Origin of the sequence: Peteryoungia desertarenae (assembly GCF_005860795.2) — a bacterium.
Classification (GTDB): Bacteria; Pseudomonadota; Alphaproteobacteria; order Rhizobiales; family Rhizobiaceae; genus Allorhizobium; species Allorhizobium desertarenae.
Genome location: NZ_CP058350.1, coordinates 3,369,712 through 3,389,929, shown reverse-complemented (window position 1 = coordinate 3,389,929; position 20,218 = coordinate 3,369,712). Strand labels below are relative to the sequence as shown.

The 20,218-nt window shown below is 59.0% G+C and carries 22 protein-coding genes; 15 read left to right on the top strand and 7 right to left on the bottom strand.

All coding sequences use genetic code 11. The features are described 5' to 3' along the window. The first annotated feature begins 3 nt into the window (after positions 1–3). Positions 4–270 (top strand): type II toxin-antitoxin system Phd/YefM family antitoxin, encoded by a 267-nt coding sequence (locus FE840_RS16505; protein WP_138286684.1) that lies wholly within the window; start codon positions 4–6, stop codon positions 268–270. A 30-nt stretch (positions 271–300) separates the two neighbouring features. On the opposite strand, the gene FE840_RS16500 is transcribed toward FE840_RS16505, so the two are convergent. The 4 genes from FE840_RS16500 to FE840_RS16485 all read right to left on the bottom strand — a co-directional run bounded on the left by FE840_RS16500 (position 301) and on the right by FE840_RS16485 (position 4,976). Then, entirely contained in the window at positions 301–858 is a 558-nt protein-coding gene (locus FE840_RS16500) for a hypothetical protein (protein WP_138286682.1), read from the bottom strand. After that, positions 855–2,285: an HD domain-containing protein gene (locus FE840_RS16495; protein WP_138286681.1), complete on the bottom strand. Its 1,431-nt coding sequence runs from the start codon at positions 2,283–2,285 to the stop codon at positions 855–857. The genes FE840_RS16500 and FE840_RS16495 overlap by 4 nt, the downstream gene beginning before the upstream one ends. A 304-nt stretch (positions 2,286–2,589) precedes the next feature. Continuing rightward, positions 2,590–3,828, bottom strand: coding sequence for a saccharopine dehydrogenase family protein (locus tag FE840_RS16490; RefSeq protein WP_138286679.1), 1,239 nt, complete (start codon positions 3,826–3,828; stop codon positions 2,590–2,592). Positions 3,829–3,878: 50 nt separating this feature from the next. Next, positions 3,879–4,976, bottom strand: a complete 1,098-nt coding sequence (locus FE840_RS16485) for a carboxynorspermidine decarboxylase (protein WP_138286677.1) — start codon at positions 4,974–4,976, stop codon at positions 3,879–3,881. A 310-nt stretch (positions 4,977–5,286) separates the two neighbouring features. On the opposite strand from FE840_RS16485, the gene FE840_RS16480 reads away from it, so the two are divergent. From FE840_RS16480 to FE840_RS16465, 5 genes are all read left to right on the top strand, one after another. Continuing rightward, positions 5,287–6,465, top strand: coding sequence for a benzoate/H(+) symporter BenE family transporter (locus tag FE840_RS16480; protein WP_138286767.1), 1,179 nt, complete (start codon positions 5,287–5,289; stop codon positions 6,463–6,465). 38 nt (positions 6,466–6,503) lie between these two features. Further along, positions 6,504–6,785: a BrnT family toxin gene (locus tag FE840_RS16475; protein WP_138286676.1), complete on the top strand. Its 282-nt coding sequence runs from the start codon at positions 6,504–6,506 to the stop codon at positions 6,783–6,785. Beyond that, on the top strand, positions 6,754–6,993 hold the full coding sequence (gene brnA, locus FE840_RS21200; protein WP_138286674.1) for a type II toxin-antitoxin system BrnA family antitoxin: 240 nt from the start codon (positions 6,754–6,756) through the stop codon (positions 6,991–6,993). The genes FE840_RS16475 and brnA overlap by 32 nt, the downstream gene beginning before the upstream one ends. Positions 6,994–7,319: 326 nt before the next feature. Then, positions 7,320–9,032, top strand: a complete 1,713-nt coding sequence (gene leuA / locus FE840_RS16470; RefSeq protein WP_138286672.1) for a 2-isopropylmalate synthase — start codon at positions 7,320–7,322, stop codon at positions 9,030–9,032. 3 nt (positions 9,033–9,035) lie between these two features. Further along, the gene (locus FE840_RS16465; protein WP_138286670.1) at positions 9,036–9,812 is read left to right on the top strand and encodes an alpha/beta fold hydrolase; all 777 of its coding nucleotides are present in this window, start codon (positions 9,036–9,038) and stop codon (positions 9,810–9,812) included. A gap of 24 nt (positions 9,813–9,836) precedes the next feature. Here FE840_RS16465 and FE840_RS16460 read toward each other — a convergent pair whose 3' ends face one another. Continuing rightward, positions 9,837–10,748: a metallophosphoesterase family protein gene (locus FE840_RS16460; RefSeq protein ID WP_138286668.1), complete on the bottom strand. Its 912-nt coding sequence runs from the start codon at positions 10,746–10,748 to the stop codon at positions 9,837–9,839. Positions 10,749–10,789: 41 nt separating this feature from the next. On the opposite strand from FE840_RS16460, the gene FE840_RS16455 reads away from it, so the two are divergent. Next, entirely contained in the window at positions 10,790–11,278 is a 489-nt protein-coding gene (locus tag FE840_RS16455; RefSeq protein ID WP_138286666.1) for an NUDIX domain-containing protein, read from the top strand. On the opposite strand, the gene FE840_RS16450 is transcribed toward FE840_RS16455, so the two are convergent. Then, the gene (locus FE840_RS16450; protein ID WP_138286664.1) at positions 11,244–12,263 is read right to left on the bottom strand and encodes a glutathione S-transferase family protein; all 1,020 of its coding nucleotides are present in this window, start codon (positions 12,261–12,263) and stop codon (positions 11,244–11,246) included. The two genes, FE840_RS16455 and FE840_RS16450, sit on opposite strands and share 35 nt — an antisense overlap. A 247-nt stretch (positions 12,264–12,510) precedes the next feature. Here FE840_RS16450 and FE840_RS16445 point away from each other — a divergent pair, with 247 nt between their 5' ends. Then, positions 12,511–13,059 (top strand): GNAT family N-acetyltransferase, encoded by a 549-nt coding sequence (locus FE840_RS16445; RefSeq protein ID WP_138286662.1) that lies wholly within the window; start codon positions 12,511–12,513, stop codon positions 13,057–13,059. On the opposite strand, the gene FE840_RS16440 is transcribed toward FE840_RS16445, so the two are convergent. After that, entirely contained in the window at positions 13,046–13,465 is a 420-nt protein-coding gene (locus tag FE840_RS16440; protein ID WP_138286660.1) for a GNAT family N-acetyltransferase, read from the bottom strand. The genes FE840_RS16445 and FE840_RS16440 overlap by 14 nt on opposite strands. Before the next feature lie 213 nt (positions 13,466–13,678). Here FE840_RS16440 and mbhE point away from each other — a divergent pair, with 213 nt between their 5' ends. Genes mbhE through mnhG form a run of 7 tightly spaced genes read left to right on the top strand, consistent with a single transcriptional unit; the run spans position 13,679 to position 20,182 of the window. Further along, the gene (gene mbhE / locus FE840_RS16435; protein WP_138286658.1) at positions 13,679–15,997 is read left to right on the top strand and encodes a hydrogen gas-evolving membrane-bound hydrogenase subunit E; all 2,319 of its coding nucleotides are present in this window, start codon (positions 13,679–13,681) and stop codon (positions 15,995–15,997) included. 6 nt (positions 15,998–16,003) lie between these two features. Then, on the top strand, positions 16,004–16,408 hold the full coding sequence (locus FE840_RS16430; RefSeq protein ID WP_138286657.1) for an MnhB domain-containing protein: 405 nt from the start codon (positions 16,004–16,006) through the stop codon (positions 16,406–16,408). Further along, positions 16,405–16,791: an NADH-quinone oxidoreductase subunit K gene (locus tag FE840_RS16425; RefSeq protein ID WP_138286655.1), complete on the top strand. Its 387-nt coding sequence runs from the start codon at positions 16,405–16,407 to the stop codon at positions 16,789–16,791. Before FE840_RS16430 ends, FE840_RS16425 begins: the two co-directional genes overlap by 4 nt. Continuing rightward, positions 16,784–18,289, top strand: a complete 1,506-nt coding sequence (locus tag FE840_RS16420) for a Na+/H+ antiporter subunit D (protein ID WP_138286653.1) — start codon at positions 16,784–16,786, stop codon at positions 18,287–18,289. The genes FE840_RS16425 and FE840_RS16420 overlap by 8 nt, the downstream gene beginning before the upstream one ends. Then, positions 18,286–18,621: a Na+/H+ antiporter subunit E gene (locus tag FE840_RS16415; RefSeq protein WP_138286651.1), complete on the top strand. Its 336-nt coding sequence runs from the start codon at positions 18,286–18,288 to the stop codon at positions 18,619–18,621. The genes FE840_RS16420 and FE840_RS16415 overlap by 4 nt, the downstream gene beginning before the upstream one ends. Further along, positions 18,618–18,908, top strand: a complete 291-nt coding sequence (locus FE840_RS16410) for an MrpF/PhaF family protein (protein ID WP_138286649.1) — start codon at positions 18,618–18,620, stop codon at positions 18,906–18,908. The genes FE840_RS16415 and FE840_RS16410 overlap by 4 nt, the downstream gene beginning before the upstream one ends. Further along, positions 18,908–20,182: a monovalent cation/H(+) antiporter subunit G gene (mnhG, locus tag FE840_RS16405; RefSeq protein ID WP_138286647.1), complete on the top strand. Its 1,275-nt coding sequence runs from the start codon at positions 18,908–18,910 to the stop codon at positions 20,180–20,182. Before FE840_RS16410 ends, mnhG begins: the two co-directional genes overlap by 1 nt. The last annotated feature ends 36 nt before the right edge of the window (positions 20,183–20,218 follow it).

Sequence of the window (20,218 nt, the reverse complement as noted above, 5' to 3'; positions counted from 1 at the left end):
GCGATGTCCCGCATCGGTGTGAAGGAAGCCAAAGCAGGGCTCTCGGGGCTGGTCGAGGATGCGACTTCCGGTGAATTCGTCACCATCACCAAACATGGCAAGTCGGCGGCGGTGCTGGTCAGCGTCGAGGCGGCGGAGGCGGCCAAGCGGGCGCTCGCCAAGAACCGGCCCAGCCTTGTGGCGCATCTCAAACTGTTTCCCGCCGATGTGGATCTCGATGACGAGGTCTTTCAGCGGAACCGTCAGCCGTCGCGCGACATCGAGTTGTGAGCGCGCCTGGCAGGCTTTGCACCAAGTTTCCTATGCAGCCCCATCGTAAGCTGGCAATACAGGAAGTGGGCGAATCGTCTTAATTTTGCGCAAATCTTCGTAAGCATTTGCCGCCCGTTGCAAACGGCCACCGGTCACCTTTGTAGGCTTGCGTTTAGCAGTCTCAAGCCAAGGATTGCCCTCCGACACCCTACCAATCCCTTCCATTTCATAGAGATAAGCTGCTGTGGCAGCGAGTTCTAATTCAACGGCATCGATACGCTTTGCGTGCTGGATAAAGGTAGCTCTATCGGGATTTTGATCAGCTCCAGCAACGGATCCATTGAGCGAATATATTGAGTATCTGCCTCCCCAGTCGGCTACGCGCTCCTCCTCTTGGATAGGTCCAAGAAGCACGGCAATATCCATTGCTTGGGACAGTTCTTCGCTGTACGGGCCATAGTGGCGGTACTCAAACGAGAATGAGTTATCGAACCCTGCCAGTTGCGTCAGAAAGGCAACTTTTTGGAGTCGTGTCCGGCCTACAAGCTCGCCACCGGCATCTTGCACGATTTGAGCAGCAACTATGTGAGGTTGTTTGGAGCTCATTGCTTCCCGCCTTCTTTGATTTTTGTTCTCATTATGTTCTGTATCACGTCTACTGCGTCGGCGTCATCTCGAAACACATATACGCGGCATAAATTGAACGGTTCTGCATTGGCGATAACCGGCGAAAGATCGGCCATGTCTGTGACTTTATCGGGGCTGAGTCGGATTAAGATCTGATTAAGAGGGGACTTTGAATCCTGAAATCTCTTGTAGGGGTTGCGAGTATATTGGTCGACCAAAAATCGTGCTGGCTTATCAGGTTCCGCTGCCTGCATTTCTTTAAGCGATCTAGCAACTTCGTCGCATATCAGCCTTGTCCTAGCCTGATGTTGTTGCCGGTTTTCATCCACATTACGCGGTAGCGATTCTTCCACCACCTTCCGAACGTCAACGCAGCGGCACATGTTCCGTTCGCGAAGTGCCTTAGCGAGGTTCTGAATCTCCGGGTCATGTGCTTCAAGTAGCGAAGGCAGGGCGCCCCAGAACACCGTATCATCCAGGGCAAGAGCCTTTTGAAGGTCTGAAGGGCTAGCAATGAACTGGAGAAGCGGATGTGTCCCCGTAAGGCCAGAGCGGGCACCTTCGCCATTTCCATGCAGACGCACAATTCGGCGTATCAAGCTTTGAAAAATCAGCTCAGCTCCCCGGGTAGTCTTGTGCAGGTAAACATTTGGATAAAGATGAAATAACGCCAACACATAGCTCTCGGCAGCCTGCGCGGCTTTTGGTCCTAGCACCAAGGTTTCGACGGACCCAATACCTGTTTCATCTGCCCCAGTGGGAACCTCGGCAACTTCAAGGTTTGCGAGTAGCCAGGTAGGGTCAACTCCACTGCTTTGCACCCCTGTCATCAGACGATCGCGCTGCATGTAATCCAATCGGTCCGCGTCAAACTGGCTCGATACGACAGAATCATAGAGATTATTCGGAATCCCGCGTGCAATGACATCTGCGACATTGTCTGCATATCCCTTGCCGAATTCGCGATCCAATACCTCGGCGATCTCACCCTCGCGTATTAGTCGCTGGCTCACCTCTTCATGTTTAGCCATTGGCCAGCCGAATTCTTTACCCAATGCCTCGAATGCATGACTGAACATGCCATGGCCGACATCGTGTAACAGCGCAGCGGCAAGGGCGAACTCTGCTTGCCGACTCTTGAACTGCTGATCATGCGACTTGACGTATTTCTCAATGACTCCCATTAGCTGCCTCGCGGTATGAAACACACCTAGGCTATGGGCGAAGCGTGTATGTGTGGCACCTGGAAACACGAACTCTGAAAAGCCTAGCTGCCGAATTCGACGCAGTCGCTGAAATGGGGACGTTTGAATGACGTTCCAGAGCGTGTGTTCGAACTGTTCGGAATCAAATTCAATCAGATTGTGTACCGGATCTCTAACACGCTGTGGCTTCGGCTTTGCCATTCGAGCGACCTTCAATCAAGATGACCTGTGACTTTATGCATCGAGCCCCAACTGGCGCGGGCAAAGTGTTGTTGCGATTCATGGGTGCGCAGAATCGCACATAGCAACCTTATAGGGTGGGCTGAGGGCTAGGCCAAACATTCACGCTGTTGGGAAGATAGATTTACACAGCATTACCCCAACCTAACACGTTTCCAAGCTAGGATGGACGAAGTGAATTGTGTCGGCCTATTCGAAACAAAAACCCCGCCAGATCGCTCCGGCGGGGTCCTTATTCCCTCAATCCTCAAACGCTACCGCGCTCTTAGAACTCCACAGCCCGATCGCCATCCTCGTCCTGAATGCGGGTCGGCAGGCCGATCTTGTTCAGGAGGTTGATGAAGGGCTTGGGCGGCAGTTCTTCGACGTTGGCCATCTTCTTCACGTCCCATTCGCCTGTCGCGACCAGCATCGCGGCTGCGACCGGGGGGACGCCGGCGGTGTAGGAGATGCCCTGGCTGCCCACTTCGTTATAGGCTTCCTTGTGGTCGGCGACGTTGTAGAGGAAGACGGTCTTTTCCTTGCCGTCCTTGAAGCCCTTGACGTAGTCGCCGATGCAGGTCTTGCCTTCGTAGTTCGGGGCGAGCGAGGCAGGATCCGGCAGGCAGGCCTTGACGACCTTCAGCGGCACGACTTCGGAACCGTCGGCGAGCTTGACCGGCTGTTCGGAGAGAAGGCCGATCGACTTCAGCACGGTGAAGACGTTGATGTAGTGATCGCCAAAGCCCATCCAGAAGCGCACGTCGGCGCCGTCCATGTTCTTGGCCAGCGAATGCACTTCGTCATGGCCGCAGAGATAGGCGCGGCGGGTGCCGACGACCGGCAGGTCGTAGTCCTTGCCGATCTCGAACATCTTGTTGACCTTCCATTCGCCGCCCTGCCAGGAATAGACGACGCCGGTGAACTCGCGAAAATTGATTTCCGGGTCGAAGTTGGTGGCGAAGTATTTGCCATGGCTGCCGGCATTGATATCGACGATGTCGACGTCGGTCACCTTGTCGAGATATTCGTCCTTGGCGAGACGCGCATAGGCGTTGACCACGCCCGGATCGAAGCCGGCGCCGAGGATGGCGGTGATCCCCTTTTCCTCGCATTCGGCGGCGCGCTTCCACTCGTAGTTTCCGTACCACGGCGGGGTTTCGCAGATCTTGTTCGGCTCTTCATGGATCGCGGTGTCGATATAGGCCACGCCGGTGTCCATGCAGGCGCGCAGCACCGACATGTTGAGGAAGGCGGTGCCGACATTGATGACGATCTCGGTGCCAAGCTTCTTGATCAGGGCCTTGGTGGCTTCGATGTCGAGGGCGTCGAGTTGGTGGGCTTCGAGAACGCCTTCCTGCTTCATCGCCTTCTTCTCATGAACCGAAGCGATGATGGCGTCGCACTTTGCCTTGGTGCGCGAGGCGATATGGATGTCGCCGAGCACGTCATTGTTCTGCGCACACTTGTGGGCGACCACCTGCGCGACGCCGCCGGCGCCGATGATGAGCACGTTCTTCTTCATAATGGGACCAACTCCTATGTCCAATCGTCAGAACCTCATCCTGAGGGAGTTCAGGACAGGCTTGTTTCGTAGTCCGTGTAGTCGAACTCACGGACCGTCCTGAGGCTGCCATCCAGTTCGCGGATGGCGATTGCCGGCATTTGCACGCCGTTAAACCAGTTTTTCTTGACCATCGTGTAGCCGGCGGTGTCCTGCAGCGAGATGCGGTCGCCGATGTTCAATTCCTTCTCGAAATTGAACTCGCCGAAGATATCGCCCGCAAGGCAGGACTTGCCGCAGACCTGGTACCGGTGCGGTCCCTGGTTGGGGTGGACCTTTGCGCTTTCCCGGTAGATCAGGAGATCGAGAAGATGCGCTTCGATGGACGAATCCACCACGACAAGATCCTTGCCGTTGTAAAGCTTGTCGAGCACGGTGACTTCGAGCGTGGTCGACTTGGTGATCGAGGCTTCGCCGGGCTCCAGATAGACCTGGACGCCGAACTCGCCGGAGAAGCGCTTGAGGCGCTCCGCGAATTTTGCGAGCGGATAGTTCTCGCCGGTGAAATGGATGCCGCCGCCGAGCGACACCCAGTCGGCCTTCTTCAGGAGCGGGCCGAACTTCTGTTCGATGTCGCCCAGCATGCGGTCGAAGAGGTCGAAATCGCCGTTTTCGCAGTTGTTGTGGATCATGAAGCCGGAGATCATGTCCATGATCGGCTCGACCTTTTTCAGGTCCCATTCGCCCAGCCGCGAGAAGGGGCGGGCGGGATCGGCAAGATCGAAGCTCGAGGAGGAGACGCCGGGGTTCAGGCGCAGGCCGCGGATGATGCCGGAGGACTGCTTCTCGAAGCGGGTCAGCTGGCCAATCGAGTTGAAGATGATCTTGTCGGCATGGCTGACGACTTCGTCGATCTCGTAATCGGCATAGGCCACGGAATAGGCGTGGGTTTCCTTGCCGAAGCGCTGATGGCCGAGGCGGACTTCGTTGAGCGAGGAGGAGGTCGTGCCGTCCATATAGTCGCGCATGAAGTCGAAGACCGACCAGGTGGCGAAACATTTCAGCGCCAGAAGCGCCTTTGCGCCGGAGAGTTCGCGCAGGGTCGCGATCTTCTCCATGTTCTGGAGGAGCTTCGATTTGTCGATCAGATAATAGGGAGTCTGGATCAAGGCTCTATCCTTCGTGAACCCAGCCAAATCTGGCGGAAGTGAACGGGACGCCCCGAATGCGTCGGGGGGTCCCATAGGCAAAAGGGGGGTAAAAGGCAAGCATTAGCTTGGGTTTTCAAGCCGCTTTGCCGGGGATGCCCGATCTTGATGACGGCTGGATGACAGGCGTGATGCGGCGAGCTTTTAGGAATGGCTTTGGCAGGCGTACCAATTGGAGCCGCACGAGGCTTGCATTTGCCCGTTTGCGGCGCGATGGCTGGTTTTTCGCATTTTCCTGTCCCGACTGCCGAGTCCCATCATGCGCTCCTCCATCTTCAAGGAATTCTCCCCCCAGGCCGCCTTCATGGGAGTGCTGATTGCCTTTGTCGGCTTTGCCAGTTCTTTTGCCGTGGTGCTGCAGGGGCTGAAAGGTGTGGGCGCGACGGATTATCAGGCAGCTTCCGGGCTGATGGCGCTGTCCATCGCCATGGGGCTTTGCGGCATCGTGCTCAGTCTGTGGACGCGGATGCCGGTGTCTGCTGCCTGGTCTACGCCGGGGGCGGCGCTGATGGTGACGGCGGGTGTGCCGGTCGGGGGCTTTCCGGCGGCGGTCGGGGCCTTCATCGTCTGTGCGGGGCTGATCGTGCTGGCCGGACTGTTTCGGCCTTTCGGACGGGCGGTTGCGTCGATCCCGTCGCCGATTGCCAACGCCATGCTGGCCGGCGTCATCATCACGCTCTGTTTTGCGCCTTTCCAGGCGGTCGCCTTCGATCCGATGCTGGGGCTGCCGATCCTTTTAGTCTGGGCGGTGGTTGCGACCTTCAAGCGGCTTTATGCCGTGCCGGCGGCACTCCTGACCTTCGTCGTCGTGATCATCTTCGGTGTCGACCTGCCGGATGGCGCGATGGCGAGCTGGGCAAAGTCGCTGGCGCCGCCGGTCGAGCTGGTGACGCCGGTCTTCACGCTGCCGGCGCTCGTCTCCATTGCGCTGCCGCTCTTCATCGTCACCATGGCCTCGCAGAACATTCCCGGCATCGCGATCCTCAAGGTCAACAAATACGAGCCCAATCCGGGGCCGCTCTTTGCCACGACCGGTGTCTTCACCTTTCTCGCGACGCCGTTTGGCGGGCAGGCGGTCAATCTGGCGGCGATCACGGCGGCGATGTGTGCCGGCGAGGATGCCCATCCCGATCCGAAGCGGCGCTACTGGGCGGCGATCATTGGCGGGATCGGCTATATCCTGCTCGGCCTGTCCGCCGGTGCCGTTACCGGTTTCGTGTCGCTCGCGCCGCCGATCCTCATCCAGGCGGTGGCGGGGCTGGCGCTGATCGGGGCCTTTTCCGGCTCTGCGGTTGCGGCTTTCAAGGATACCGAAACGCGGGAGGCGGCAGCCGTCACCTTCCTCGTCACCGCGTCCGGCATCTCCATCCTCGGTATTGCGGGCGCTTTCTGGGGGCTGATTGCCGGCGTGGCGATGCTGGGGCTGGTGAAGGTTGCACGGAAGGGTTGAAAACTGGAAGCCCTGCCTTGCTTGTGCTACAGTGATGTATGGACTTTGAGTTTGATCCCGGCAAAAGCGCCAGCAACAAGGATAAACATGACGTCGATTTTGTCGAGGCTCAGGCTCTTTGGCTGGATAAACTCAGGTTAATAGTTCCAGCCAAATATGTTGGCGAGCAGCGATACGCACTTATTGCAGAGATGGACGGTCTTTTGTGGGTCGCCGTCTACGTCCTGCGCGGCGAAACGGTCCGACTGATTTCTGTCAGGCGGGCGCGTGCCATGGAGAAAGAACGTTATGAAGACTATAACCGCAGCCGAATTCGATAAGAAATTCGATGATGGGGAGGATATAAGCGAGTATCTCGATTGGGGGAATGCTTGGCGTCCCAACGAACAGATCGAGACTACCTTGCATCTTTCAGCTCTCCAATTGCGGCAGCTGGACGAGGAAGCCGCTCGGTTAGGTGTGACCCGGGAAGCCCTAGTCGCCGCATGGATTGGCGAGAAGCTGAAGGACGCTCCCTGGCCAAAATAACACCCTTGCGCGATGGAAGTGACCGCGCTATCACTCATGCCCATGAAGACCAACGGCTCGACCAGTGCTGTGACTGAAATGACGGCCCGCTCTGCGGCCGGCTTTGTCGCGTCGGTGCCAAACTCGCTTCTTCTTCTCGGCCTTATCCGCGGTTGCCGGGTCCGTTGAGGAGCGCCCGGCGGCCGGGTCAGCCGTTAGGCGATTGCTCCTCACACAAATCCCAATCCTGAATTTGAAGCCCAGAAGGGGTCCGCATTTTCCGTCGCCAATGGCTGCAGTTTGCGCTAAGAGCCGGACATGATGCGGGGACGAGACGAGACACAGCAATGATCATGAAATCCCATTCCGTAAAGCAGGGTATGCCGGATGCTTCTCAGAAGTATCGCCCTTACCCGCAGATCGACATCGCCGACCGCACCTGGCCTTCGAAGGTGATCGACAAGCCGCCGATCTGGTGCTCGGTCGACTTGCGCGACGGCAACCAGTCGCTGGTCAACCCGATGGGCCATGACCGCAAGGCCCGTATGTTCCAGTTGTTGCTCGACATGGGCTTCAAGGAAATCGAGATCGGCTTTCCGTCGGCCTCACAGACCGACTTCGACTTTGCCCGCTGGTGCGTGGAAGAGGGCGGTGTGCCTGCTGACGTATCGTTGCAGGTGCTGGTGCAATGCCGGCCGGAACTGATCACGCGGACCTTTGAATCGCTCGATGGGGCAATCAAGCCGATCATCCATTTCTACAATTCGACATCGGAGCTGCAGCGCCGCGTGGTGTTCGGCAAGGATGTTGCGGGCATCAAGCAGATCGCGGTTGATGCGGCGAAGATGATCATGGACATGGCGGCAAAGGCCGGTGGTGGATATCGTTTTGAGTATTCGCCGGAAAGCTTTACCGGCACCGAGCTGGAAGTGGCGCTGGAGATCTGCAATGCCGTGATTGCCGAAGTGAAGCCGACGGCGGACAACAAGCTGATCCTGAACCTGCCATCCACTGTCGAAATGGCAACGCCGAACATCTATGCCGACCAGATCGAATGGATGTGCCGCAATATCGACAACCGCGAGAATGTCATCGTGTCGCTCCATCCACACAATGACCGGGGTACGGGCATTGCTGCCACCGAGCTCGGCCTGATGGCAGGAGCCGACCGCGTCGAAGGCACGCTGTTTGGCAATGGCGAGCGCACCGGCAATGTCGACATCGTGACGCTGGCTCTCAACATGTATACGCAAGGTGTTGATCCCAAACTGGATTGTTCCGATATCGAGCGGATCAAGGCGGTCTACGAATACTCCAACGAGATGGTCATTCCCGAGCGTCACCCTTACGTCGGCGAACTGGTCTATACGGCCTTCTCCGGCTCGCACCAGGATGCGATCAACAAGGGCATGAAGGCGATTAAAAAGGCCAATTCGCCCGTCTGGGAAGTGCCCTACCTGCCGATCGACCCGCAGGACGTGGGTCGCACCTATGAGGCGATCATTCGCATCAACTCGCAGTCGGGCAAAGGCGGCATCGCCTATATCCTGCAGGCGGATTACGGCATAAACCTGCCGCGCAACCTGCAGGTCGAGTTCCGCGAGGATATCCAGCGGATCACCGACGAAGAGGGCAAGGAGCTACCGTCGAAGAAGATTTATGAGCGGTTCATCGAGCGTTATGTCGAGCAGCCAGATGCCCGCATCAAATTCGTCGACCACCACACCTATCCGGACACCGAAAAGAAGGGCATCCGGATCGTTGCGGCTGAGATTACCGACAATGGCGAGACGAAGCGGATCGAAGGCAAGGGAACGGGACCGATCGACGGTTTCGTCAATGCCCTCTCGACCTATCTCGGGATCGACCTCTCGGTGCAGGATTACTCCGAGCATTCGCTCCAGCATGGTTCGAACGCAGCGGCGATTGCTTATGTCGAGATGGCGCACAAAGGCGGCAAGCTCTTTGGCGTCGGCATCAACACCAACATCGTGACCGCCTCGCTGGAAGCCATTGTTTCGGCTGCCAACCGCGTGCTCACCGAAGACAACAAGGGCTGAAGGATGGCATTGTTTGCCGAGGTCCGGGATGTGCCCTCGGCGGCGCCGCCCCTGGTCATGTTGCATGGGTTTGGCGGTGTCGCAGAACTCTGGGCGCCGATCATAGAGGGGCTGGATCGTCGCCAGCCCATCATCGCCTATGACCTTCCAGGCCATGGGCGCTCGCTGGGTGCGGCTGGTGCCGGTCATGCCGGGGATATGGCAAAGGCGATCCTGGCCGATCTCGATCAGCGCGGCGTCGAGCGCTGCCACGTGGTCGGGCATTCCATGGGCGGCGCCATTGCAGCACTGCTTGCCATCCGCGCGCCAGAGCGTGTTGCCTCGCTTACCATGCTGGCGCCGGGCGGTTTTGGCCCCGCGATCAATCACCGTGCGTTGAAACGCTTTGCGGAAGCGAAGACCGTCGAGGAATTGCGAATTGCCATCGAGCCCTTGTGTGGTTTCAATGGCTCTGTGCCTGATGCTGCGCTGGCGGCCATGGCCGATATGCGCCAGTCGCCGGATGCCTTGTCGTCGTTGCAGCATATCCTCAAATCCTTTCTCAGTGAGAAGGATGGCAAGGTGGTGCAAGGGGCTTTGCCGCTTTCGATGTTCATCGATCTCGCCATGCCCATTCGGCTTGTCTGGGGTCTCGAAGACATGATCCTGCCGGTGACACAGGCGGATCAGCTTCCTGTACAGGTGACGCTCACCAAGATCGCGGGTGTTGGTCACATGCTGATTGATGAGGCGCCGGCTGCTGTTCTTTCCGCAATCAATGCCAATCTGCTGAGGGCTTAAAGGTAAACGCGGAGAGGGGGCTTATCAGGCGCCAAACAGCCTTTCCTGATGGTCAAGTGCCAGCGGTTCATCTTCACTTTTGACGATAAAGCGCTTCCAGTCGACCTGCCAGTTCCCGGCCTCTCCTTCGATTGAGAAGAGATTGTAGCCCGCTGCCGGTTTCTTGCCGCCCGGACCCTGGCTTGCCGAGGATATTCCAACGACAGGAACTTTTCTCTGCTTATGAGTGAGCCAGTAGAGCGTGTTGAGATGGGTATGGCCATGCAGCACCAGTTCGGCGCCGCCGGTGCGAATGGCGCCGGCAAAGCGGCGAATCCCGATCATCCGCTTGTGGCGGGAAGCAGCGCCACGGATCGGCGGATGGTGGATCATCACGACCCGAAAGAGACCTTCCTCGCCGGCGGCCTTGAGGAGATTGGCGGTTTCGCGAGCCTGGCGGGCGCTGAAATAGCCCGAGGCCGAGAAGGGTGGCGTGGCTATCGATGTCGAGCAACCAATCAGGGCAACCGGTCCGCGACGGCGGATATAGGGGAAGAGCTTGTGATCGGCATGCCAGATGAGCGGATCATCATCTCCACGCATATAATCGTACCATGCTTCGACCACCCGATCATGGGCCCCGGGCACATAGGCGTCGTGGTTGCCGGGGACCACTGATGTATCGAGCGGAGCGCCAGCTTCCGCCAGCCAGTCGGTGACCTTGTGGATTTCAACATTGGTCGCAAGATTGACGAGATCACCTGTAATCGCAAGATGATCCGGTGCCTCGGCCTTCAGCGCATCGAGAACCATGTCAAGGGCATGGGGGAAAAGATGCTTGCGCCGGTTGCGGTGCCAGTTCAGATAGCCGGTGATCCGTTTGGAAGCCAGCTCCCGCACAGTCAGCGCCGGAAGCGGTCCTAGATGGATGTCGGATATGTGTGCCAGCTTAAACATGCGGCCACTCTTAAAGATGGCAATTGCGAGGGGCAAGGAAAATGACAACAGGCGACGGGCTGAGCGAGTTCCGATGGGGGACGCGATTTCTGGTGCGCCTGCTGCATGTCTATTTCGCCATTTCCCGTGGGATGACGCTTGGTGTGCGCGCGGCATGCTTTGATCGCGACGGCCGCGTGTTTCTCGTCCGCCACAGCTATGTGCCGGGCTGGCATCTGCCGGGTGGTGGTGTGGAGCGCGGCGAGACGGCACTTGACGCGCTGGTGAAGGAATTGCGCGAGGAGGGGCATCTCGTCATGGCCGAGGCGCCGCAGCTATTCCACCTCTACTTCAACCCGAGGATCAGCCGTCGCGACCATGTTCTGCTCTATCGGGTAACGGTGGAGCAGACCGCTCCACGTCTTCCAGACCGAGAGATTGTCGAGGTGGGGTTCTTTTCCCTTGATGCACTGCCCGAAGACACCACCACCGCGACACGGGCGCGGCTTGCCGAAATCAGCGGTACGCAGCCCGTTTCCCATCATTGGTGAGATTTGTGTGCAGGTTTTCACGGCCATGGGGACGATCGAGATCAAGCTCAGGGCCGACGGGGACGATGCCTGTCGGATTGATCATCAGATGGCTGCGGTAATAATGGTGCTTGATGTGGCGCATGTTGACTGTCTCGGCGACGCCCGGCACTTGATAGAGGTCGCGCAGATAACCTGACAGCGCCGGGTAATCGTCGGTGCGGCGGATATTGCACTTGAAGTGCCCAACATAGACCGGATCGAAGCGCACCAGTGTGGTAAAGAGACGCCAGTCGGCTTCGGTGATGCGTTCGCCGAAAAGGTAGCGGCTTTCGGTCAGTCTTGCCTCCAGCCGGTCCAGGGTTTCGAACAACGGGATGACCGCGCTTTCATAGGCGTCTTGAGTGGTCGCGAAGCCCGACTTGTAGACACCGTTGTTGACGGTGTCATAGACAAGCGCATTGATCTGGTCGATCTCATCCCTGAGATCTTCCGGATAGAAGTCAAGCGTCGAGCCGGTCAGCGCATCGAAGGCGGAATTGAATATCCGGATGATGTCGGCTGATTCATTCGAAACGATAGTCTGCTGTTGCTTGTCCCAGAGAACAGGGACGGTGACGCGACCGGTGAAGCCAGGATCGGCACGGGTATAGACCTGCCAGAGGAAATCCGAGTCAAAGAGATGGTCGACGGTTGCGCCGTCGCGGTCGTGGAATTCCCAGCCGTTCGAAAGCATCAGGGGATCGACAGCCGAAACGGGAACCAGGTGTTCCAGTCCCTTCAGCTTGCGGAAGATCAGCGTCCGGTGTGCCCAGGGGCAGGCATAGGAGACGTAGAGGTGATAACGCCCGGCCTCAGCCTTGAAGCCCGCACTGCCTGTGGGGCCGGCACTGCCATCGGCGGTCACGAAGTTCCGGAAGGTCGACTTGTTGCGCTTGAAGTGGCCGTCACTCGACTTCGTATCATACCAGACGTCTTTCCAGACGCCGTCCACGAGCATACCCATTGGCGCCCTCCTTTGCATTTCATTGAAAGCAAACATACGGCGGAGCCTGCAGATTGCGAGTGCCGCATGATTGAACACTGCGTTTTTCCATTGGACGGAACCAAAATTTGCTGCTATCCGGTGCGCCACAACTTTTCAGATGGGCACCCATGACCACTCCACGGACCCTGCGACGACGCTGATGCAACTGAACGCCTCGCTGCGTTCAGCATCCATATCCGTGTCTATCTGCTGGTCCTGGTCATCCATGAAAAACTCCGGTCTTATCTACTTCACCGAGGACGCGTCGCACGACGCCATCATCGAATTCATCAACGAAGAAGCATTCGGGCCAGGTCGGCATGCAAGGGCTGCGGCACGCATTCGCGAGCAGGGGCCGCATGACCTGTCGCTGTCCTTTGTCTGTGCCGACAATGGCGAAACGATTGCTTCCGTGCGTATGACGCCGGTCCTGGCGGGATCGGTCAAAGGGCATCTGCTGGGGCCACTTGCCGTTCGTCCTTCGCACAAGAACCTCGGGATTGGTCGCGAACTGGTGAGGATTGCCATTGATGCGGCACGGCGCAAGGGTTCGGAAGGTGTGATCCTCGTTGGTGATCCGCCCTATTACATGCCGCTTGGCTTCGAGAAAGTGGCGTATGGCGCGTTAGCCTTCCCGGGTCCGGTCGATCCGAACCGGGTGCTGATCGTGCCGCTCGGTGACAATGTCCATGGCCGTCTCCCAGGCGTCATTGCCTGGCGTGACGATTGCGAGGATGCGGTCGAGCAGCTCGCCCCGGCTCTCAAAACCGCTTGATCATCCAGTTGATGTCAAAACCCTTCGTGAAATTGTCGATCTGGCCGAAGACAGAATAGCCGGCGCGCTCATAGGTGCGCCGTGCAACCGGATTGATCGTGTCGAGATAGGCGCCGATACAGCCGCGGGTTTTGGCTTCCGCTTCTGCCGCTTCCAGAAGTCTGGCGGCCATGCCCTGACCGCGCAGGCGCTCAGGCACGAAGAGCAGTTCCACATAAAGCCAGCCCCGCCCGGTATAGCCCACCAGACCGCCGTCGATATTGCCCTGATCATCCGTCAGGGGAATGAAGAGATCACGCTTGTCACTTGGGCCCAGAAGCGTGCCGTTATGGGTCATGACACCATCGCGGATCAGGTCGCGGCTGGCATCGGGAACGGTGTCTGAAACGGAAAGCTCTATGGTCATGGGTCAACGTTAAGCGCAGGCGCGGGTAGTGTCCATATTCGATGTCAAATGGATCAATTGCTGGTGTTCGGGTTTTCGAACCGCCACCTTTCCGGGTTTCGGAAAGCCGAACGGTTTTGCGATGAAAATCCGATAACGCACCGTAAACACGATGCTTTTTCGGTTGGCACGCCTCTTGCTACTTGAAATTCACCAACAAGAGGAAGTGATGCCGTGAGCTTTGAATGGAGCATATTGATAGCACTGATCGGCGCTGCGATTGCGCGACCGGTCTCGTCCTTGACAGGAAAACATACGGGGTGGGCGATTTGCCTCATTCCGTTGTTTATCTTCGCGTCCTTTGTGATGCAGTTGCCCGTGGTGGCGGGTGGCGAAACGCTGATGGCAACCGTTTCCTGGGTGCCGTCGCTCGGCGTTGAGCTGGCTTTCCGCCTGGATGGCTTCTCACTGCTCTTTGCGCTTCTGATCAGCGGTATCGGCACGCTCGTCACGATCTATGCCGGCGCCTATTTCGCCGAAAAGCCAAGCGGCGAATCCGGACGCTTCCTCGCGCTGATCATGCTGTTCATGACGGCGATGCTGGGCACGGTTCTGTCGGACAACCTCATCGTCATGTTCGTGTTCTGGGAGCTGACCAGCCTTGCCTCCTTCCTGCTGATCGGTTTCGACGGTCACAAGGAGGCGGCTCGCAAGTCTGCGCTGCAGTCGCTGATCGTCACCGGTGGTGGTGGTCTGGTGCTCTTCGCCGGCATTCTGGTGATCGGCATGACGCTCGGGACATTCTCGTTTACCGAGGTTGTGGCCCGTGCCGATGAGCTGGTGGCAAGCCCCTGGGCGCCGACAATCGCTGCGCTGGTCATGATTGGTGCATTCACCAAGTCGGCACAGTTCCCCTTCCATTTCTGGCTGCCCAATGCCATGGCGGCGCCGACGCCGGCGTCTGCCTATCTGCATTCGGCGACCATGGTGAAGCTTGGGGTATTCCTGCTGGCCCGCTTTGACGTGGTCTTTGCCGGTATGCCGGGCTTTGGCCATACGCTCGTCATTTTCGGTTCGCTGACAATGATCGTGGCAGCGCTCCAGGCGCTCAGGGCCGAAGGCTTCAAGGCGGTGCTGGCGCAGTCGACCGTCGCCTCGCTTGGCATTCTCGTGATGCTGATCGGCCTGACGGGGCAGGTTGCCGCTGTCGCAACGGTCGGCTTCATCCTCGCCCACGCGCTGTACAAGGCGGCCCTGTTCTTCTGCGCTGGCACCGCGATCCATGCGACGGGAGAGGCAAGCCTCAACAAGCTCGGCGGGCTGGCTCGCTTCCTGCCGGTCACCGCCGTTGCCGCCGTTCTTGCCAGCCTTTCCATGGCCGGTCTGCCGCCCTTTGTGGGCTTCATCTCGAAGGAGTATCTGTTCGAGGCGCAGCTTTCGAGTGACTGGAATATCCTGCCGGTGATTGCAGCCGTTCTGGTCAATGCGGTCATGGTCGGCGTTGCCGGTGTTGTTTCCATTCGTCCGTTCTATTTCAAGCCAGAGCGGGTCACCGAGATCCACCACGGCGAAAAGGCAGGCATGCTGGTCGGTCCGCTGCTGCTGGCCGTCACCGGCATCATTATCGGCCTCGTTCCGGCGCCGGCTGCCGAATGGCTGATTGCGCCGGCCGCCTTCGCCCTTTACGGCCAGACTTTCGATGCCTCGTTCAAGCTCTGGCACGGTCTGACACCGATGCTGGCGCTGTCGATGCTGGTGGTTGCCATCGGTGTCGTCATCGTCGTGCAGTGGACCCGCATCCACAATGCGCTTCGTCGCTATGACGCCTTCTATGGCTGGCTTGGCGACCGTTTATATCACAAGGCGCTGAATGGCGTTCTGGATACGGCACGCTTCTCCACCCGGGTCCTGCAGAATGGCGACCAGCATCGCTACACCGCAATCGTCATGCTGACGGTGATCGCGGGTCTCGCCATCGCCTATTTCGCTTCACCCTCGACCGAGTTCCTGGCGAGTGAAGGCACATTCCGCGTGCCCGTGGCGCTGGTTCTGCTGCTGACTGTTGTCGGTGCGGTTGCGACCATCTTCGTTCGTTCGCTGATCGGCGGCCTCGTCTCGGTCGGCATTGTCGGTTTCGGTTCTGCCGTCATCTTCATGCTGAATGGTGCGCCTGATCTCGCGCTCACGCAGATGGCTGTCGAAACCCTGATCGTCATCCTGATGACGGCAGTGCTTCTGAGGCTTCCCTCACGCCAGCGTCACTCGCGGACGCAGTCCGAGCGGCGTCGTGACGGACTGATCGCCACGGCTTTCGGCGCGATCATGTTTGTCGCGCTCGCCTCCATCGGGGTGACGCCGATCGATCTCAGACTGTCGGAATATTTCGGTGAGACCAGCTATCTTGAAGCCTATGGGCGCAATGTCGTGAATGTCATTCTCGTCGACTACCGCGCCATCGATACGCTGGGTGAAATCGCTGTTGTCGCGCTTGCGACCATCGCTGCCTGGGGTCTGCTGCGCGGCACCCTCAAACCTCTTCGCAACAAGGAGTAACCGGCCATGTCGGTGATCTTTTCCACCATGTCCCGCCTGTTCTTCGTGCTCCTTCTGGCGGCGTCCATCTTCATGCTGTTTCGCGGCCATAACGAGCCGGGCGGCGGCTTTATCGGCGGTCTGTTCGCGGGCCTGGCCTATGCCCTTCTGGCGCTGTCCGACAGCGTCGAGAGGGCCCGGAAGGTGCTGATCGTCCATCCGGTCGTACTGATGGGGGTAGGCCTCTTCCTGTCCTTCATGAGCGGTATTCCCGGGCTCATCTCGGACCAGTCCTTCCTGACCCACTGGTGGGTCAAGTTCGGGTCGACCCATCTGGGCACGGCCACCATCTTCGACATCGGCGTCTTCCTCGTCGTTGTCGGCGGTGTCCTGTCCCTCGTGTTCCGTTTTTATGAAGGAGTGAAGCAGTGAGCCTCATCTACGCTTTCGCCATTGCGGCCCAGATGGGGGCGGGGGTCTATCTGCTCCTGTCGCGCCACATGATGCGCATCCTGTTCGGCATCGTCCTGCTCTCGACGGCTGCCAATCTTCTGATCTTCGTGTCGGGCGGTCTGCAGTTCACCGCACCGCCTGTCATACCGGCCGGCCAACAGACGCTGGGCGATGAAGCCGCCAATCCGCTGCCGCAGGCGCTGATCCTGACAGCCATCGTCATCGGCTTTGCGCTTGTTTCCTTTGCCGCAGCGCTGGTGCTGAAAGCCTATTACTCGCTCGGTTCGGTCTTCACCAACGAGCAGAACGATGCCGAAGCCCTCGGCTCGCCATTCGACAAGGAGGCCGCGAAAAATGGCTGATATGGTTCTTCTGTGGCCCGTCATCCTGCCGCTGGCCGGTGCCGCACTGGCTGCCGCGCTCTATGCCCAGCCGCAATTGCAGCGTGCCGTGGCGCTGCTGGTGATGACGCTGACGCTGGGGTCATCGCTGCTCTTGCTGCAGAGCGTCATGGGTGGTGAGATCCTGACCAAGACCTTTGGCAATTGGATGCCGCCTTTCGGTATCGTCTTTGTTGCCGACCGCTTCAGCGCGGCGATGGTGGTGATTTCGAGCCTTCTGGCGCTCTGCGCGCTGATCTTTGCCGTGGCGGATCTTCGCCAGCGCCAGGTGCGTTCGGGTTTCTATCCGCTCTTTCTCGGATTGATGATCGGCGTCAACGGTGCCTTCCTGACCGGCGACATCTTCAACCTTTATGTCTGGTTTGAAGTCATGCTGATCGCCACGCTCGGCCTGATCACGCTGGACCGGACCCGTGCGCAGATTGACGGTGCGATCAAATACGCCATCCTCAACCTGTTCTCGACCATCCTCTTCCTGATGGCTGTCGGGCTTCTTTATGGCGCGACCGGTACGCTGAACATGGCGGATCTGGCAATCGTGCTGCCCGAGACGGAGTCCTCGGCGGCGCTGACGCTGTCGGCGATGATGTTCCTGCTGGCCTTCGGCATCAAGGCCGGCTTCTTCCCGATGTTCTTCTGGCTGCCTGCCTCCTATCACACGGCATCCATCATCGTGTCGGCGGTCTTTGCCGGTCTTCTGACCAAGGTTGGCGTCTACGCGCTGTTTCGCGTGTTCACGCTGCTGTTCGAGATCGACAATGGCACGCTGAAGCCGATGTTCGGGCTGTTTGCTGCAGGCACCATGCTGTTCGGCGTCTTTGGAGCAGCCATCCAGTGGGATGTCCGGCGCATCCTGTCGTTCCACATCATCAGCCAGATTGGCTACATCATGCTGGGATTGGCGATTGCCACGCCGCTCGCGTTGGCTGGCGCGGTCTTCTACATCATCCACCATATCGTGGTGAAGGCGAACCTCTTCTTCATTGCCGGTGCGATCCACCGCGCAACCGGTTCGTTCGACCTGCGCAAATCGGGTGGCCTGATGAAGGCGTCGCCGATGCTGGCGGTGCTGTTCGCGATCCCGGCGCTCTCGCTTGCCGGTATCCCGCCACTTTCGGGCTTCTGGGCAAAGCTGATGGTGGTTGACGCCTCCTTCCAGGGCGACGCGGCCTGGCTTGCGGCGGTGGCGCTGTTTGTCGGTCTCCTGACCATCTTCTCGATGAGCAAGATCTGGATGGAAGCCTTCTGGAAAGACCCGCCGAACAAGCTGAAGGCGCGTCCGGTGCCGATGGCGATGCTCGCACCGATTGGCGCGCTTTGCATCATCACTCTGGCCATCGGCTTCAATCCGGAGCCGCTGGTCGCCTTCTCCAACCTTGCCGCAACAACCATGAGTGATCCGACCGAGTTCGTCCGGGCATTCCTGGATGAAACAGCGACCGCAGGAGTGACGCCATGACCCTCTTGAACAGTATCTACCAGTCTATCCTTCTGGGCTTTGTCTTCATCAATGAACTGGTGCGCTCATCGATTGCTGTGGCGCGGCAGGTTCTGGGCAACAGCTCGGACCTCAAGCCGGCGATCCTGGCGGTGCCGCTCGATCTGCGCAGCAGCGCCGGTGTGACCACCCTGGCAAACTGCGTCAGCCTCACGCCCGGGACGACATCGCTGCATGTCAGCGAGGACCTGAACACACTCTATGTCCATGTTCTGGACGCACCGGACCCGAAGGCCGTTGTCGAAAGTATCAAGGATACGTTTGAAACCCGTTTGAAGGAGATTGAAGGATGATCGAGTTTCTGGACAGCTTCCTGTCGACTTTCGCCGCCATCCTGATTGCCATCCTGATGGTCCCTCTCACACTGGCAGCCGTGCGCATGGTCACGGGTCCGGGTTATGCCGACCGTTTCGTCGCGCTCGACATGCTGACCGGCATTGCCGTTGCCATCGCAGCACTCACCATGGCCGCCACCGGTCGGCGTGAGTTTCTTGATGTGGCATTCGGTATCGCGCTGATCGGTTTTCTGGCGACGTGCTCGCTTTCTGTGCTGCTTGAGAAGAAGAAGGATAACCAGTGATGATCGCGATCCTTTCCCTCCTCTTCAAGCTTGCCGGCGTGATCTTCCTGCTGATTGCCGCCATCGGCGTGATCAAGCTGCCTGATCCGTTTCAGCGCATGCATGCCGCGACGAAGGCCGGCACCTTGGGCGCCGGGCTGGTCATCATCGGCAGTGTGATTGCCCAGGGGTCAATGGGTGCCGCCGTGCTTGGCATCATGACCGTCGTCTTTCTGCTGCTTACGGTTCCTGTTGCCGGCCATCTCCTTGGCCGCGCGGCCTATGTCTCCGGTGCGCGGCTCTCGCTTGCGGGTGAGGATGCATTGAAGGGCATTCTGCCGCGGTCCAGCCATTCGCTGGATGAGCGTATGGACTGGAAGTCGATCACGGTTGATGATGCCCGTGGCCGTCTGGATCTTCCCGAGAACCCGAAGCCCACCCCCTACCGCCCGCAATTCGAAGCAAAGGGCAAGATGCTGGTCTTGCCGGCCATGGAGGCTGTTCGTTTCGGGGTGATCGACGGGCAGGTGCGCTCCGTGGCCGAACGGGCCTGCGCCATCGCCCATCGGAGCGGTGCATCGCTGGCCGCCTATGTGCTGATCGATACCCATGCGGTGAAGGCGGCAGGCGATCAGGCGCAGATGCGCAAGCTGATCCGCGAGCGGGCCAGCACCGCGATCAACGAACTTCAGGGCTGCACCGCCAAGGCGGAGGTCACTCCGGTCCTCAATTATGACGAGGGCGATCCTGAGCAGTTGCTGCGCTGTGATCTGGAGCCCGGTCAGGCTCTGCTCGTCCTGCCCTGCAGCGGCTGGTTCCATCACCAGGTCGAAGCGAGGCAGGAGATGACGACCTGGGAGCCGGATGGTCTCCTGAGGCTGCCGGAGGCCCATGGCGGCCCCGTGCTTTTCGCGGCTGCCAAACCGCTGCCGGAAACGGCGCGGACGCTTGTCGTGCGCGATTGCGGCGAGGATCATCTCGTGGCGCTCGTGGAATGGGCATTGCTCAACAATCTCTGGGAGATCGACAGGCTGGTTCATGTTGCCGACGCCAAGAGTGGCGAGCCGGAATTTGCCGAGACGGCCAAGCGGTTCGGGCTTGCCTATGAAAGAGTGGCGGCGGCTGGCGCCGACTGTGCGATCCCCGCCGGGATCGAAGGCGTTCGGGCTGTGGTTCTCGGGCGCACGCCGCGTCCCTTGCGCACCAGCTGGTATGGCAGCCATTGGCTGACCCGCATTGCGCCGGATATGAGGGGTGATGTCCTGATCATGGAGGGACAGCCCAAGTCCGCGTGACAAAGTGCTGGCAGGCTGACTTGCAATTGCGCTATG

Bases quoted from the DNA above. Each gene is read 5' to 3' on its own strand.
- FE840_RS16505 (WP_138286684.1), top strand. From the start codon at position 4: ATGTCCCGCATCGGTGTGAAGGAAGCCAAAGCAGGGCTCTCGGGGCTG.
- FE840_RS16500 (WP_138286682.1), bottom strand. From the start codon at position 858: ATGAGCTCCAAACAACCTCACATAGTTGCTGCTCAAATCGTGCAAGAT.
- FE840_RS16495 (WP_138286681.1), bottom strand. From the start codon at position 2,285: ATGGCAAAGCCGAAGCCACAGCGTGTTAGAGATCCGGTACACAATCTG.
- FE840_RS16490 (WP_138286679.1), bottom strand. From the start codon at position 3,828: ATGAAGAAGAACGTGCTCATCATCGGCGCCGGCGGCGTCGCGCAGGTG.
- FE840_RS16475 (WP_138286676.1), top strand. From the start codon at position 6,504: ATGGACTTTGAGTTTGATCCCGGCAAAAGCGCCAGCAACAAGGATAAA.
- brnA (WP_138286674.1), top strand. From the start codon at position 6,754: ATGAAGACTATAACCGCAGCCGAATTCGATAAGAAATTCGATGATGGG.
- leuA (WP_138286672.1), top strand. From the start codon at position 7,320: ATGATCATGAAATCCCATTCCGTAAAGCAGGGTATGCCGGATGCTTCT.
- FE840_RS16465 (WP_138286670.1), top strand. From the start codon at position 9,036: ATGGCATTGTTTGCCGAGGTCCGGGATGTGCCCTCGGCGGCGCCGCCC.
- FE840_RS16460 (WP_138286668.1), bottom strand. From the start codon at position 10,748: ATGTTTAAGCTGGCACACATATCCGACATCCATCTAGGACCGCTTCCG.
- FE840_RS16455 (WP_138286666.1), top strand. From the start codon at position 10,790: ATGACAACAGGCGACGGGCTGAGCGAGTTCCGATGGGGGACGCGATTT.
- FE840_RS16450 (WP_138286664.1), bottom strand. From the start codon at position 12,263: ATGGGTATGCTCGTGGACGGCGTCTGGAAAGACGTCTGGTATGATACG.
- FE840_RS16445 (WP_138286662.1), top strand. From the start codon at position 12,511: ATGAAAAACTCCGGTCTTATCTACTTCACCGAGGACGCGTCGCACGAC.
- FE840_RS16440 (WP_138286660.1), bottom strand. From the start codon at position 13,465: ATGACCATAGAGCTTTCCGTTTCAGACACCGTTCCCGATGCCAGCCGC.
- FE840_RS16430 (WP_138286657.1), top strand. From the start codon at position 16,004: ATGTCGGTGATCTTTTCCACCATGTCCCGCCTGTTCTTCGTGCTCCTT.
- FE840_RS16420 (WP_138286653.1), top strand. From the start codon at position 16,784: ATGGCTGATATGGTTCTTCTGTGGCCCGTCATCCTGCCGCTGGCCGGT.
- FE840_RS16415 (WP_138286651.1), top strand. From the start codon at position 18,286: ATGACCCTCTTGAACAGTATCTACCAGTCTATCCTTCTGGGCTTTGTC.
- FE840_RS16410 (WP_138286649.1), top strand. From the start codon at position 18,618: ATGATCGAGTTTCTGGACAGCTTCCTGTCGACTTTCGCCGCCATCCTG.
- mnhG (WP_138286647.1), top strand. From the start codon at position 18,908: ATGATCGCGATCCTTTCCCTCCTCTTCAAGCTTGCCGGCGTGATCTTC.